Consider the following 14,944-nt stretch of genomic DNA (forward strand, 5'->3'; position numbering starts at 1 on the left):
TAAAGATACTCTATAAGTCTGCTAAATTTAAGGAAGCAAAAATCTCTAGTTTTTAAATAAAGAAAAGTCTACAATTATACGAAGTTTCAAAAATATAATGTCTAACCTCAAAATATTTTGTAATGTCCATTGCCTTTGAAATTACTATGGCTGCTTGCTATTTGCGAGCAAGAAATGCCAGATTTTGCTCTATAATGACTTTGTTCTCTATTATCGGCATTGCCCTTGGAGTTGCAACACTAATAGTGGTGATGTCTGTGATGAACGGATTCAGAGTAAAGTTGCTTGACTCAATACTTGGCATTGATGGCCATATTAACGTTTATTTTGATAGGAACATAAATTCAGATTACTACGCAGTTTCAAAATCTATTGAGAGAATTCCTGGTATATTAAAAGCTACTCCTATGACCAATGATCAAGTTATTATTGTAGCAAATGGTAAAATTGCAGGTAGCGTAGTGCGAGGTGTGTCAACTAAAGATTTGCTTGATAGTACTGCCGTTACAAATAATGTAATTATAGGTGATGTAAAAAAATTTGATGAAGGGATAATAATAGGAGCACGCTTAGCAGAAGTTTTGAACATTGACTATGGCGACGAAATTACGTTTATATCATCTGAAGAATTTGATGCATTACTTGGTGAAATGCCGCGAATGAAAAAATATAAAGTTATAGCAATATTTGATATGGGTATGTTTGAGTATGATAATACCTTGATATATATGCCTCTAAAATCAGCACAAGCCTTTTTTAATTATAAAAATAGCATAAAAAATATAGAAGTACTTGTAGACGACGTTACTAGAGCTGATAAGCTGGCAGATGCTATAGAAAAAGAAATAGGAATGGAAGCTGAAAGTTGGCAATCACAGCAAAGCCATTATTTTAGTGCTTTAAAAACTGAAAGAAATGTGATGTTTTTAATTCTCACTTTGATTATAGTTGTAGCAGCGTTTAATATTATCTCAAATTTAATGATGATAGTGCAAGAAAAGAAATCCGCGATTGCAATTATGCGTACATTTGGTGCAACAAGTGGAAGCATTATGCGTATATTTTGCGCTTGTGGTCTATTAATCGGTTTTACGGGAACTTGTCTTGGCTGTATTATAGGTGTCGTTTTTTCTCTCAATATCGAAAGCATTAGAGTGTTTTTAGAAAACATTACTAACGTCAAGCTGTTTGATCCTATGATATACTTTTTTTCAAGTTTGCCAGTGATATTAGTACCCCAAGACGTAGTAAATATTTCTGCACTTGCGTTACTCTTATCATTTTTAGCGACAATTGCTCCTGCGTTGCAGGCAGCTGCACAAGATCCTGCGGAGATACTACGTTATGAATGATACTCAGCAAAAGTACATAGGTTGGTTCTTAATTGTATTGTTATTTACCGGTTACATCACAATAAATAACATAATCTTTTTAAAAATAAATCAGCAAGAGAGTGAAAACAATGTGAAAGCTTTAACGGAAAACATGGATGAATTTAGAATGTTGCTTGAAGTTAATCAATCTAGAATAGAAAAAAAGATATTTGACCTCAAGAGAAGTCAGCATACTCAATGTGAGCAAGGTGATAATAACTCAAGATGTAAGAACCTTGCAAAATTGCTATTACTTGTGGTTAAAATGAAGAATTCGTTATTGCGAGAAGCAAAATTTGATAACCATATAAATTCAATAAAGCCTTTGATATCAGAGCTTGACGATCCAGAGATAGAAAATGCAGTAGATGAATTAGAAAATTTGAAAGAGATAAATACCTTACACGAATTGAAGTTATCTTTTGAAAAAACTATTGATACTATCGATTACAACAAAAGTACATTGTCTAAAAAAATCATTTCAAACTGGATAAAGGTAGACGACCGAAATGATCCATTAAGAGTAAAATTCGCAGAAATTGAGGAGTCAATAAATGATAATGATTGGCAAAATATAACTGTTACAGTAAGCAATTTAACGCATTCAGAATTCAAGCCATGGCTGAATAAATTGAATGGTTTTATTGTAGCTTCTAAGAATATTTCAACAATATATCATCACTTATTACAATATATCTCATGATTTATTTTATAATTTTCGCTTTTTCGTTTTTATTTGGTATATGGGTCAAGGTAAGTGGTGAAGTAATAAAATTGGAATTAGGCAATTACACTATAAGTATTGATCTATATTTCATTATTTTTACTTGTGTAGTTTTATTATTTTTATTAATTACACTTGTACGCTTTTTTTCCTCCATTTCATCAACATTTGCCAACATAAGAAATAGAAGAAGGGATAGGGAAGAATTGCTTCTCTTTGAAGCTTTCTTTAGCATAGACTTAGACAATATAGAGAATGCCCAAAAGCTAGTTAAAAGTCTGAGTGAGGAGAGCGATAGGTTGTCTTTAATAAAGCTCTTTAACTCAGGTAAGACGGGAAATTACAGCTTTTTCAGTAACGGTTTAACAAATATTGCAAATAAAAATCGTAACTTAGCTCTACTTCTAGCCAATAAGCTGATTGTCCACCTCAAACAAGAAAAAGTAGTCTTTCAAAAATTTATAGAATATTGCTCTAGTTCAATTAACGATAAAATGCTATCTATTCCCTTTCAAATAGAGCATTGCATATTGAAAGAAGATTGGATTAATGCAATTTTGAGGTTGAAGGAAGCAGTTAAGTCCAATATTTTTCTCCCCTTTGATCATAAAGAAATGTTTGCAGTGTTTTATTGCGCTTTAGCAAAGCAATATGAAAGTAAAGGAAATTTTAAGGAGGCTATAAAGTCTTTATTTAGAGCACAACGTTATAGTGCAATTTTTCAGCCCATCAATTATTTAAAGGCAGAATTATATATTAAACTTGGAAAAATCAGAAAAGCTTCTGCAGTGCTAGAGGCAGAGTATACAGTAAATCCTACTCCTCAGTCAGCTAAAATGTACATCAATTTAAATAGTAAAGGTGCTGAAAGACTATACAACTTACGCCCTGATTATTATTTTAGTTACTGTTTACTTGCTTTGTCCTCAATGAGTTCAGGTAAATATGATCTTGCAAGTCAATATTTAGACACTGCTATGAAAAAAGCTAATTACATGTCAATCTACTTTATTGTAATACAACTCAAGGTTACATTGCAAGAACACGACAAGGTAATTTATTGGCTAAACAAGATGGGCTCAGAAGCTTTGCCTGATCCAGGCTGGAAATGTAAAAATTGTAACAGGGAACTAGAACAATGGGATCATAAGTGTTCAAGTTGTAATAGTTTTAATTGTGTTTATTATATATTATAAAATTCCACAAAGTGTAGAAATTACCATTAGGCTACTTTCACATTGATATTGCTGAAGTTAGAGCACTTTCTTAATATAATCCTTATCTCCAAACAATAAACCTGCAAGTTTCTTAGCTAGACTTGGTTTTAATGTCAAAAAAACTTGCTTTTAGACACTAACAGTTATATATTTTAATAAATCAGGGTTGTATACAAAATGAAGAGCTTAAAGGAATTATCCTTAAGAATTAAGAATATTAGGTCTGTACAGAAAACCACGAAAATAATGCAAATGGTTTCTGCAGCAAAGTTGTTACAAAGCCAAAAGAAGTTATTAAATTCAAAATTATATGTATCTAAGCTGCATAACATTATTTTTTCATTAATGCTATCAGTTGATCAAGAATTACTGGCAAAAATTCTAAATGTCAGTAACGACGGTTCTTACCTAGTATTCATTATTGCGTCTGATCGTGGCTTGTGCGGCAACTTTAACTCTTCTATTGTCAAATTTAGTCAAGAGCGTGTAAATAAGTCAATCGCAAATGGCAAAAAAGTAGATATTGTATTTCTTGGTAAAAAAGCTTTTGATGTAGGTAAAAATAGATTTGACTCTAAAAGTATCTTAAAAATTGAAAATAGTAAGGGAATCACGTTAAAGCACGTAGAAGCTTTGGTTGATGGTATAGATTTAAGTAAATACGATAAAGTTAAAGTTTTTTATAGTAAATTCTATAATACCTTCACGCAAAAACCAATGTTGGAAACAATAAAACCATGGAGTAAAGACTCATCCTTGATTGATAGCTCTCTGGCTGGTCCAACAACAGATTACGGCTATGAGTATGAACCACAAAATATTGAATTTATTTTAAAATCTTTGGTTCAAGATTACGTTGTAATTGCTCTTTACTCTGCTTTACTTGAAAGTGCAACGAGTGAGAATAGTGCTAGAATGGTTGCTATGGAATCAGCAAACAGAAACACTAAAGAGATACTGAACAAATTAGCATTGCTTTATAATCGTTCTCGTCAAGCAGCGATTACGACTGATTTAATTGAAGTTATAGGTGGTGCAGAATCTTTATAGAAATCTAAGGAATAGAAAATGAATATATTAAATATTGCAGCAGATATTACTAAACTAATAAAAAAGCAAAATCAAGATGCGGAAGTTACAATATATGAAACTAATAAGACTTCAGTTTCTCAGCGTCTATCAAAAATTGAGCAAATATCACAATCTAAAAATTGCACTGTAGGAATCAGAGCTATAGCAGGTAAAAACAAAGCTGCGTATATTTCTACAAACGATTTGAATAATCTGAGTGATACAGTAAGCCAAGTGGTAGAAATGGCAAAGAATGCGCCAGAAGATCCTTGCATTAATTTTGCTGTAAATGGTAGTAATTATATCTCTTCTGCAGATTTAAGTATCTCAGATAATAATGTTGTAACCGTTGATAACCTAAAAGAAATTGCTGAAGCTGCAGAAAATTCAGCCCTTGCACATAAGAGTATCACTAATTCTGAAGGAGCCTCTTCTTCATACGCTTTAGTGAATACAGTATTATCGACTGTTTCTGGTTTTATTGGCTCGTTTAGTAAATCAACCTTTGCTAATCAGGTCTCTGTTGTTGCTGGAAGAGAAAGTGAAATGAAGGTTGGTTACGATTATGATATAGCATGTAATTTTAGTGATTTAAAGTTGCCAGAGTTAATGGGAAAAGAAGCAGCAAAAAGAGCAGTTGATCAATTGAATTCACGTACAATGAAAACTGGTAAATTTCCAGTTATTTTTGAAAAAAGAGCAGCAAAAGGGCTAGTAAAAAGTTTTGCTTCTGCTATAAATGGGAGCAGTATTATAAGCAACAGTTCTTTCTTGAGGGGTAGTTTAAACGCTCAGATTTTCAACGATAGAATTAATATTATCGATGATCCATTGTTGCCAAGAGGCATAGCATCGAGACCATTTGATGGAGAAGGGATAACTAGCAAGAAAAATATATTTGTAAAAAACGGAATATTACAAAATTGGATTTTAGACTTATACTCGGCTAGAAAATTAGACTCAGAAACAACCGGAAGTGCAACTCGTGCAAGTAATGCTGCAGTTATTCCTGCAGCTAGTAACCTCTACATTGAGAATGGTGATGTATCGTTTGAAGAATTAATTCAGGAAGTGAAAGAGGGAATATATGTAACTGATTTATTTGGTTTTGGTGTCAATTTAATCAATGGCGATTACAGCCAAGGCGCTTCCGGATTTTTTATAGAAAATGGAAAAATAACGTATCCAATACATGAGATTACCATTGCTAGCAATTTGAAGGATATGTTTAGCAATTTAGTCGTTGCAGATGATCTAACTTTTTGTGGGCAATTTAATTCACCAACGATTAAAGTTAGCGAAATGACGGTTGCAGGTTCGCTTAACGATTAAAAAATTTATTTGCATCAAGTACAACAATTGTGTATTATTGTCATGTAATGTTAAGAATAGACTATGGAGTATAAAGGTTTAGTTTCAATAGCTAAGCTTAAAGCATTCTCAATCGTAATTTCAAAGTTTTTCATCACATTAGTAATGTTAGTTAATAATTTAGGAGTTGTTTAAATGGAATTTGGTAATGTAAAATGGTTTAATGCCGAAAAAGGCTATGGTTTCATCAAGCCAGAAGGTAAAGGGGGTGACGTTTTTGTACATATTAGCACATTGGAACGTTCGGGAATAAGACCTGAGGCACTTAAAGGAGAGAATAAAGAGAAGGGAATAAAAGGAGAAAGGGTGAGTTATGAGGTTAAAGAGGAGCGCGGTAGAAACGGAGAAGATAAAAAATCTGCAATAAATTTAAGATTGGAAGATTAATCTATTATGAAGTCTTTTAACAGGATTAACGTATTGTGAATAATTTTCATGAGATGGGTCTCCCAGCTTCGCTTAGACAAGCTCTAGATAAAAATAATCTTTTCGTCCCAACTCCGATTCAAATACAAGCGATTCCCTTAGCGCTACAAGGTAAAGATATTCTCGGATCTGCTCAAACGGGGACTGGAAAAACTTTAGCATTTGCTATTCCGTTGGTTGCTAAGTTGCTGAATGAGCCTAACACTGGTTCAGCTTTAGTCATCGTGCCAACCAGAGAGCTTGCGCATCAGGTAACAAATGAGATAAGAAAACTCTTATCTCAAAATTCTGCACTAAGGGTCGCTTTGTTGATTGGTGGTGAGCCTATTTTTAGGCAGCTAAATCAGCTTCAGAAAAAACCACAAATTGTAATAGGTACTCCTGGTCGTATTATAGACCATATTGAGCGTAAAACTTTGATTACTCGCAATGTTAGCGTTCTTGTGCTTGATGAAACGGATCGTATGTTTGATATGGGCTTTGGAGTTCAGATTGAAGAAATTATGAAGCATTTGCCTAAAATAAGGCAAACTCTTATGTTTTCTGCAACTCTTCCTGGAGATATAGTAAAACTTGCTGAGAAGTACCTTAATCGACCAGAACGTATTTCTGTTGATTGTGAGGTTACAACTTCTGTAAAAATTAAGCAAGAAATTGTTTATGCATCAGAATCAGAAAAATATGAAAAGCTTGTTACACAACTATGTCAGCGCGAAGGATCAATCATTATCTTTGTCAAAACAAAGCGAGGAGCGGATCAGCTAGCTAACAGATTGCACAAAGATGACTATAGCGCTTTAGCAATTCATGGTGATTTAAGGCAGCACAAGCGCGAAAGGGTCATTAATTCTTTTCGTCGTGGCCGTAATCAAATCATGGTTGCAACAGATGTTGCTTCTCGCGGCCTTGATATTCCCCACATTCAACATGTTATCAATTATGATGCACCACAATCGCAAGCTGACTATATTCATCGTATAGGTAGAACTGCACGCGCTGGAGCTGAAGGGTATGCGCTATCTTTTGTTACACCTCAAGATAAGAGAAGACTGCCTGCACTGGCAGACAAAGAAGGAGAGCTAAATTTTGATTGTAGTGTGCAATTTAAAAAACGTAACAGCAAAAAGGTCTTTAAAAGGCCAAGTACGTTAAAGACTAAATACGGTAGAAAAAAGATCAATGCATTTAAGAAGAAAAGCAGAGTACTAGAAAAAGCGTATTAAATAGGATTTACCTACAATTTGATAAGCGTAAAACTCGTCATTCCGCTACTCATTAGCGGAATCTATGCTGAGATATTGCGGTGCTATGACGTAGATCCAGAGTGGGATTCAAATTGGCTACAGCGAACTGCTAGATTTCAATTTTTTTAATAATTGTGTGCTATTCATTATATATGAATATATGAGTTCCCACTTTTAAAGAGAATAGGAGATGATTTCCAAAAATTTGGAGGCAAGTTTGAATAGAGCGCTACTCATTGCTTCTAATTTTAATCTTAAATATGCAAAGGTAGAACATTTATTGCTGGCGTTAACTAAAGACGTGGATGTAAATTACGTTTTATCAAGATGTAATATCAGAGCCGATGAAATCATAAATATGGATAACATTCTATCAAGGTGCAATATTAAGGCTAATGATTATAATAATAATATAAAAGGGTTTTTACAAAGCAGTGCTGAATTGATTATCAGTGGAGTTAAACCTAGCTCAATGTTTCAATGCATAATACACAGAGCAATAATACGGGCTCATAGCTTGGGAAAAAAAGAAATAAATGGAGCAAATGTTCTAGTAGAAATTTTGTCTAGGCAAGACTTATACGTTGAAAATCTATTGCAGAAACAAAATGCGAAAGATTCCAATTTGATTTACCATATATCTAATATGAAATACTTGAGCGATATAGATGAATACACCACCAATCATAAAGTAAAACTTGATAAAAATAATGACGCTCCTACTACAGTAAATAAAGGTGAGCTACTAAAAGATGAGGAAATTCTACAAAGTTATTGTAAAAATTTAAATGACTATGCAAGAAGCAAAAAAATAGATTATGTTATTGGTCGTGATTATGAGTTAAATCGCACTATAGAAATATTATTGAGGCGTAGAAAAAACAACCCTTTGTATGTTGGAGACCCAGGTGTTGGTAAAACAACAATAGTTGAGGGTTTGGTACTCAAGATCATTGAAGGCAGTGTTCCGAGTGTGCTCAGGTCCAGTATAATTTATGCTTTGGATTTAGGATCACTCCTTGCAGGGACACGCTATAGAGGTGATTTTGAAGAGAGAATAAAATCTATAATAAAAGCGATTGAGGCAAAACCAGGTGCTATCCTTTTTATTGACGAAATACACACTATCATTGGAGCAGGTTCTACAAGTGGTAGCTTTCTTGATGCCGGTAATCTGCTCAAACCTGCGCTTGCAAGAGGTACACTGCGTTGTATAGGTGCAACCACATATAGAGAATACAGCGCTAGTTTTGAAAAAGATAAAGCACTAGCGAGAAGGTTTCAAAAAATTAATGTTAAAGAATCTTCTGTTAATGAAACGATAAAGATACTAGATGGTATAAAGCACTACTATGAAGGGTATCATGGAGTATATTATACAAAAAATGCCGTTAGGTCTGCGGCTGAACTTTCGCATAAGTATATTACTGGGCGAATATTACCTGATAAAGCGGTTGATGTTATTGATGAAGCAGGGGCATATTGTAAATTGCTAAGAAACAGGGGTAAAATTGTAAATAGTAGAGATATTAAGAATACCATTACTAGAATTACAAATGTGCCTTGCGGATCTGAATCTGATGATTTGCAGAAAGTAAAGTCTTTAAAAGCTAATCTAGAGAAGGTGATTTTTGGCCAAGAGCAGGCAATAGAATCTCTTGTTAGTTCTATTAAAATTGCTAAATCTGGGTTGAGAAATTACAATAAGCCTTTAGCAAATTATCTTTTTGCAGGACCAACCGGTGTTGGTAAAACCGAGCTAGCAAAACAATTAGCAGAAAGCATGGGCATGAATCTTATACGCTTTGATATGTCCGAATATATTGAATCTCATACGATATCAAGGATGATTGGTTCTCCTCCTGGATATGTAGGTTATGATCAAGGTGGATTACTCACAGAGTCTGTATCTAACAATCAATATAGTGTTGTGCTGCTTGATGAAATTGAAAAGGCCCATAGCGATATCTATAATATATTGCTACAAATTATGGATTATGGTTGTGTTACAGACACTTACGGACGTAAAGTTAACTTTTCCAATATAATTTTAATTATGACAACTAATGCAGGAGCAGCTGAACGCAGCAAAAGTTTTGTTGGCTTTGGGCATAAAAATTTTAACATTGGTGATAGCGAAAAAGCAATAGAACAGGTTTTTAGCCCTGAATTTCGTAATCGTCTTGATGCGATTATTTCTTTTTCCGACTTAAGTACGGATGTGATTTTGCATATTGTGGATAAATTTGTCCTAGAACTGAAAAAGCAACTGACACAAAAAGGCATAAACTGCTTGGTAGAGGATGAAGTGAAATCTTATCTTGTACAAATGGGTTATAGTAAGGAAATGGGAGCACGTCCGATAGAGAGACTTATTGAAAAAGAGATAAAAAGTTACTTAGCGGAAGAAATACTGAATCGTAAATTAATAAAAGGAAAGAAATTAAGAATCTATATGAATAAAGTAGAAAATAAAATTGCTTTTGATATAGTTTAAAATCCTTGTATTGAACTTCATCTTTGTTACAATCTATAACTTAAATTCAATTTGAATTATAGTGATAAGTGATAAAGTAAAACAAGTCCTAAGCTACTACGAAAGTGAAAACCCTGGGGTAAAAGCAAATCTTACTCGTATTCTCATGCATGGAAAGCTTGGCGGCACTGGCAAGTTAGTGATTCTGCCAGTAGATCAAGGATTTGAGCATGGTCCAATTAAAAGTTTTGAAGTTAATCCTGATGCTTATGATCCACATTATCATTTTCAGCTTGCGGTTGATTCGGGAGTAAGTGCATATGCTGCTCCACTTGGTATGATTGAAGCTGGTGCTTCAACTTATGCTGGAATGCTCCCACTTATTTTGAAACTTAATAGTTCCAACTCTTTACATTCAAAGGATCTAACCTCTGATCAGGCAATAACCTCTTCTGTGAAAGATGCGCTGCGTTTGGGCTGCTTAGCTGTCGGATTTACTATATATCCTGGTTCTGCTAAGTGTTTCGATATGATGGAGGAAGCCCGTGGAATCATAGCTGAAGCCAAATCTTACGGGCTTGCAGTAGTGCTATGGTCTTATCCACGCGGTGAAGGGATTTCCAAAGAAGGTGAAACAGCAGTTGATGTTATTGCCTATGCTGCACACATGGCAGCTTTGCTTGGCGCTAATATAATCAAAGTAAAACTTCCAACTAGATATTTGGAAAAAGAAAAAATAGAAACAGAAAATATTGAATCATTATCTAAAAGAATTGAATATGTTAAAAAATCTTGTTTTGCAGGAAAAAGAATAGTAGTTTTTTCTGGTGGTGAATCGAAGGAAGTAGATGACATATGCAATGAGGCAAAAGAAATTAAGCAAGGTGGTGGTAATGGTTCAATCATTGGACGTAACACTTTTCAACGCAAAAGGGAGGAAGCTTTATCTATGCTAAAAGATATAATGGATATCTACACATAAAAAACGGCTGGGTGGCAGAATGGCTTATGCGGAGGACTGCAAATCCTTTTATACCGGTTCAATTCCGGTCCCGGCCTCTTTCATTTTCTATATCTTGTAAAAGTTAACAGTAGCTTTAAGTGTGTAACCTATAGAGAAAGCTTGTCCATAGTAAAATCAATTTCTTTTCAAGTTATGGTTATACTCTTATAGCGTTTCATGGTAAAAAATAAACTAAAAATAAGCAAAGTGTTTTACAAACGTAATTTACTATTTTTACTACCGCCCGAAGTTGCTCACTCTTTGGCAATTATGGCATTAAAGAAAATACCTTATAAGAATCCTATAGAGCTACCAGAATCTTTGAGTGTGAATTTTTTTGGTAATAAGCTCAGAAGCCCCGTGGGCCTGGCTGCAGGTTTTGACAAGAATGCAGAAGTTATAAGGCCTATGCTCTCATTTGGTTTTGGGTTTATTGAAACTGGTACTGTAACTCGTAATCCACAATATGGAAACAAAAAGCCAAGAATTTTTCGGTTAATTAAAGATCAAGGGGTAATTAACAGATTGGGATTTAACAATAAAGGAATAGACTATTTTCTTAAACAAATAGATGAAACCAAGCTTGATGACTGCATTTTTGGCATCAACATAGGAAAAAACAGTACATCAAAGGACCAAATCAGCGATTATGTTGACTTAATAAAGATAGTATATGGAAAGAGCAATTATATAGTGCTGAACATCTCATCCCCAAACACGCCTAATTTACGCAATCTGCACAATAAGCAAGAATTATCGGAATTGTTGAAATCCATCCGGAAATCAATTGATAATTCTAAATCCATACCAATAATATTAAAAATCTCACCAGATGTAGATCAGCAAACGAAAGAAAATATCGCTGAGCTTGCGTTGGAATATAAGATTGACGGATTAACAGTAAGCAACACTACGGTAAGTAGAGATAATCTGCATTCTCACCATAATGAGAGTGGTGGGTTGAGTGGCAAACCGCTGTTTAAACTTTCAACCGAGTTATTGGGCGATATGTACAAATTTACTAAGGGCAAAATATTATTGATAGGGTGCGGAGGAATCTCAAGTGGTGCTGATGCATATAAAAAAATAAAGGCAGGAGCTTCTTTGGTGCAGTTGTACACTGCTCTCATATACCACGGACCTCAAGTTGTAAACAAAATTAATCTAGAACTTGCAGAACTAATAAGGAGAGATGGATTTAGTAACATTAGTGAGGTGGTGGGTTGTATACATTAATTTTGGAAGTTGGTGATATTATTTTAATAAAATAAAACTAATTCTCTGGTATAAAGGTGGTAGAAAGTGCTTTTCTTTTAAATAATGGGTATGGAGAGTTTGAATGATACAATATCTAAGATCATTGATTATAAATTTACAAATTATGCAATATTAGAAGAGGCACTAACTCACCCAAGCGTAAATAAAAGGAATAGCAAAAACCAGATTGTAAGCTACGAAAGACTAGAGTTTTTGGGCGATAGTGTTTTGAATATGGTCGTATCTGCCATACTGTTTAAACTATTTCCTGAAGAAAAAGAAGGAGCATTGGCAAAGAGAAAAACGGATTTAGTTTGTGGCAACACCATTGCTAATGTTGCTAAAGAAATAAAATTAGGCAGCTTTATCATCATGAATAATAGTGAACGCTGCAATGGAGGAAGATGTAATCTAAAAAATTTAGAAAACTCGCTTGAAGCACTAATAGGTGCAATTTATATTGATGGCGGACTTGAAAATGTTGAAAGATTTATTACCAAATATTGGGAAAAACTAGCTAAAAGCATGCTTGACCCCCCTCAAGATCCTAAAACCTCACTGCAAGAGTGGACTCAGAAAAACAAATTGCCTTTACCAGAGTATGAGCTTGTAAAACAAACTGGACCAGCGCACAATCCTGAATTTACTATATCAGTTTGCATAGAAGATTATGGTAAAGTTTCTGCATGCGCTTCTAGTAAAAAGATTGCTGAACAAAAAGCTGCTGAGTTGATGCTAGAAAAAATTGGAAAAGGCGCTTCAGTTTAGGCAAAATAGGCATTAATGTAAGTTTTAAGGAAGCTAATAGCGTTTAGGGGAAATGGTCAATTTAAGGAGAAACATAGTATTATTCATAAAAAAGTTGATCTACCAAAAATCAAGCCTTATGTAGTGGAATATCAATGGCTGTTGTCGGAGATGCGGAAAAAAAGAAGTAGCAAGTTACCAAAAGGTGTTATGCCAGATACATTTGGTCCAAGAGTTGTTTTGTGAAGTTGACAGAGTTAAGGAGAATGAAAGTTTTAAAAAATAGCATATTTTTTAATTATAAAAATTTGATATTAACTGTTGTTGGTTGATTGAGTAAAAACCAGTGAATGGTCACGTTAAAACATATTTTTAAATTTCTGCCAAAATCCTGGTTTATTATCATTAACCTTTGTAAATGTTATATTTAAACTGTATTTCGGATCATTTGGCACGTCGTATTTTATGCTAAATGTTGAAACTTTATCGTTATTGTAAATATGTACATCATCATATGATAGCTTTGTTGTGTAACACTTTACATACTTTTGCTTATCATGCACTAAATCACCTGACTCCCTTTCTAGTTCCACAAATTTCGTTTTTTTCTGACATTCCTTCATTTTTATTAAATCCTTATCTAGTGATATTGAAACTGGCAACGTATTTCCAGCATATTCTTTAGCTAAAAGTTCACTTTGAGGATACATTTTTATTTCCCTGCCAAAATGTGAGTCTATGAAATTATTACTCCAAAATTTATCGCCAGAATGCACGTACTCATCAGTAGCATACGGCACCCCACCATAATTGCATTGAACTTTGTAATCTCCAACACCGTTGTTTTGAAAAAAATCATGAATAGCAGTGTAGCTACCAGCAGCATCATTTATATAATCCATTACTTTATTCCTTAAATTTTTAGTTCATTATATCATAATCATTATGCCAATCAATCAAAAAAGCTCTCCCTTGCTGTTTTTAAAACTGATTTTGAGCAAGCGCTCTCGATTAGTTGGGAGCGTATTTGTAAGATTGTGACATTCGTGCCTTCCAGTTTTTCACATACTGCTGAATCAATTCAGGATAATCTGTAATAATTAATAAATTTTCAGCATTTCCTTTTTTAGCTGTCTTACTAAGGTTAAATGACCCTGTGATGACTTTTTGATTGTCAACAATCATTATCTTATTATGAGCAATCTTTGGCTTATCATCGATCCAAATTGGTACTCCACCTGAAAATAATTCATTTATAACACTATATTTTGAGTAGAGTTGCGATTTATCTAAGATGACTTTAACATCAACACCGCGTTCTTTAGCATTAATCAAAGATTTTGCAACTGTTCCAAGAGTAAATGTATATTCTTGAACTAAGATAGATTTTTTAGACTGATCTATTACGTTGATTATCGGTACAGCACAATCTTCTCCAGGTGAAAAGCAAACCGTAGCTTTTGGGCAGGGCGAAAATATAAAACCCGCATAGTAATACAGAGAAAAACACATTAACAAGAATAAAAAGTGAAAAAGCCTCACAACAACCCACCCCCGGATATACGGCGATAGGCTACATTATAATTTAATCACCTGTCAATAGACTTCTTGCATAGTTTTTGGCAACAACCGTTAGAAACGAAAAAACTTACTTGACAAACTCCGCCAGCCCCCTTATCATGAAACTGAAGGTATTCAGTTATCTTCATCTGTGCAGATTAAACAGCAAGAAAACAACGTAGTTGGCGTCTTATTTTTAATTTTTTGCACTATGTGCATCTTATGTCTTCACAATATTTCTAGGTTTTTACCTACACAAGCTGAAACGCGCTTATAAGTCGTTTAAGACAGTATAGTACGCCAATTTGCAGGATTAGGGAGTGACAACTAGCTAACACGGGGTTTCTTTTGCCTTTTTTTCTGCTTAGTAAATTTCTTAAACATTTAAACTAAGGTGAGTTGCATTTAAAAGCAGCTAAATTGCAGTGTTTAAGACTTAAAAAACGCCAATGTTCTAAAATAGATATTAGCTGGG

The 14,944-nt window shown here is 34.0% G+C and carries 13 protein-coding genes and 1 tRNA gene; 12 read left to right on the plus strand and 2 right to left on the minus strand.

Going from position 1 to position 14,944, the window contains the following annotated elements; translation table 11 throughout:
- The first annotated feature begins 122 nt into the window (after positions 1-122).
- From INQ25_RS05980 to rnc, 12 genes are all read left to right on the plus strand, one after another.
- A complete protein-coding gene (locus INQ25_RS05980) occupies positions 123-1,352 on the plus strand; it encodes a lipoprotein-releasing ABC transporter permease subunit (RefSeq protein WP_213863306.1) in 1,230 nt (409 codons plus the stop codon).
- Positions 1,345-2,076, plus strand: coding sequence for a hypothetical protein (locus tag INQ25_RS05985; protein ID WP_038250643.1), 732 nt, complete (start codon positions 1,345-1,347; stop codon positions 2,074-2,076). Before INQ25_RS05980 ends, INQ25_RS05985 begins: the two co-directional genes overlap by 8 nt.
- Positions 2,073-3,293 (plus strand): hypothetical protein, encoded by a 1,221-nt coding sequence (locus INQ25_RS05990; protein ID WP_007548692.1) that lies wholly within the window; start codon positions 2,073-2,075, stop codon positions 3,291-3,293. The genes INQ25_RS05985 and INQ25_RS05990 overlap by 4 nt, the downstream gene beginning before the upstream one ends.
- A 198-nt stretch (positions 3,294-3,491) precedes the next feature.
- Entirely contained in the window at positions 3,492-4,364 is an 873-nt protein-coding gene (gene atpG, locus INQ25_RS05995) for an ATP synthase F1 subunit gamma (protein WP_010081973.1), read from the plus strand.
- An 18-nt stretch (positions 4,365-4,382) separates the two neighbouring features.
- Positions 4,383-5,717, plus strand: coding sequence for a TldD/PmbA family protein (locus INQ25_RS06000; RefSeq protein WP_010081974.1), 1,335 nt, complete (start codon positions 4,383-4,385; stop codon positions 5,715-5,717).
- A 174-nt stretch (positions 5,718-5,891) separates the two neighbouring features.
- Positions 5,892-6,143 (plus strand): cold-shock protein, encoded by a 252-nt coding sequence (locus INQ25_RS06005; protein ID WP_006279919.1) that lies wholly within the window; start codon positions 5,892-5,894, stop codon positions 6,141-6,143.
- A gap of 35 nt (positions 6,144-6,178) precedes the next feature.
- Positions 6,179-7,405, plus strand: coding sequence for a DEAD/DEAH box helicase (locus INQ25_RS06010; protein ID WP_038199603.1), 1,227 nt, complete (start codon positions 6,179-6,181; stop codon positions 7,403-7,405).
- A 211-nt stretch (positions 7,406-7,616) separates the two neighbouring features.
- Entirely contained in the window at positions 7,617-9,923 is a 2,307-nt protein-coding gene (locus INQ25_RS06015) for an AAA family ATPase (RefSeq protein ID WP_213863307.1), read from the plus strand.
- Positions 9,924-9,987: 64 nt separating this feature from the next.
- Positions 9,988-10,884 carry a class I fructose-bisphosphate aldolase gene (locus INQ25_RS06020; protein ID WP_213863339.1) on the plus strand — a complete coding sequence of 299 codons (897 nt, stop codon included), beginning with the start codon at positions 9,988-9,990 and terminating at the stop codon, positions 10,882-10,884.
- Positions 10,885-10,889: 5 nt separating this feature from the next.
- Positions 10,890-10,961: transfer RNA gene (locus tag INQ25_RS06025), tRNA-Cys, on the plus strand.
- A 121-nt stretch (positions 10,962-11,082) separates the two neighbouring features.
- Entirely contained in the window at positions 11,083-12,141 is a 1,059-nt protein-coding gene (locus tag INQ25_RS06030; RefSeq protein ID WP_213863308.1) for a quinone-dependent dihydroorotate dehydrogenase, read from the plus strand.
- A gap of 90 nt (positions 12,142-12,231) precedes the next feature.
- Complete coding sequence (rnc, locus tag INQ25_RS06035) at positions 12,232-12,930, plus strand: ribonuclease III (RefSeq protein WP_213863309.1); 699 nt, start codon at positions 12,232-12,234, stop codon at positions 12,928-12,930.
- Positions 12,931-13,268: 338 nt separating this feature from the next.
- Here rnc and INQ25_RS06045 read toward each other — a convergent pair whose 3' ends face one another.
- Both INQ25_RS06045 and INQ25_RS06050 read right to left on the minus strand, forming a co-directional pair.
- Positions 13,269-13,811: a hypothetical protein gene (locus INQ25_RS06045; protein ID WP_006279913.1), complete on the minus strand. Its 543-nt coding sequence runs from the start codon at positions 13,809-13,811 to the stop codon at positions 13,269-13,271.
- A gap of 109 nt (positions 13,812-13,920) precedes the next feature.
- Positions 13,921-14,451, minus strand: a complete 531-nt coding sequence (locus INQ25_RS06050) for a phospholipase D family nuclease (RefSeq protein WP_213863310.1) — start codon at positions 14,449-14,451, stop codon at positions 13,921-13,923.
- Positions 14,452-14,944 lie beyond the last annotated feature (493 nt).

Source organism: Wolbachia endosymbiont of Rhagoletis cerasi (assembly GCF_018454475.1).
Classification (GTDB): Bacteria; Pseudomonadota; Alphaproteobacteria; order Rickettsiales; family Anaplasmataceae; genus Wolbachia; species Wolbachia pipientis.

Excerpts from the sequence above, each read along its gene's own strand:
- INQ25_RS05980 (WP_213863306.1), top strand. The coding sequence starts at position 123 with ATGTCCATTGCCTTTGAAATTACTATGGCTGCTTGCTATTTGCGAGCA.
- INQ25_RS05985 (WP_038250643.1), top strand. The coding sequence starts at position 1,345 with ATGAATGATACTCAGCAAAAGTACATAGGTTGGTTCTTAATTGTATTG.
- INQ25_RS05990 (WP_007548692.1), top strand. The coding sequence starts at position 2,073 with ATGATTTATTTTATAATTTTCGCTTTTTCGTTTTTATTTGGTATATGG.
- atpG (WP_010081973.1), top strand. The coding sequence starts at position 3,492 with ATGAAGAGCTTAAAGGAATTATCCTTAAGAATTAAGAATATTAGGTCT.
- INQ25_RS06000 (WP_010081974.1), top strand. The coding sequence starts at position 4,383 with ATGAATATATTAAATATTGCAGCAGATATTACTAAACTAATAAAAAAG.
- INQ25_RS06005 (WP_006279919.1), top strand. The coding sequence starts at position 5,892 with ATGGAATTTGGTAATGTAAAATGGTTTAATGCCGAAAAAGGCTATGGT.
- INQ25_RS06015 (WP_213863307.1), top strand. The coding sequence starts at position 7,617 with ATGATTTCCAAAAATTTGGAGGCAAGTTTGAATAGAGCGCTACTCATT.
- INQ25_RS06030 (WP_213863308.1), top strand. The coding sequence starts at position 11,083 with ATGGTAAAAAATAAACTAAAAATAAGCAAAGTGTTTTACAAACGTAAT.
- rnc (WP_213863309.1), top strand. The coding sequence starts at position 12,232 with ATGGAGAGTTTGAATGATACAATATCTAAGATCATTGATTATAAATTT.
- INQ25_RS06045 (WP_006279913.1), bottom strand. The coding sequence starts at position 13,811 with ATGGATTATATAAATGATGCTGCTGGTAGCTACACTGCTATTCATGAT.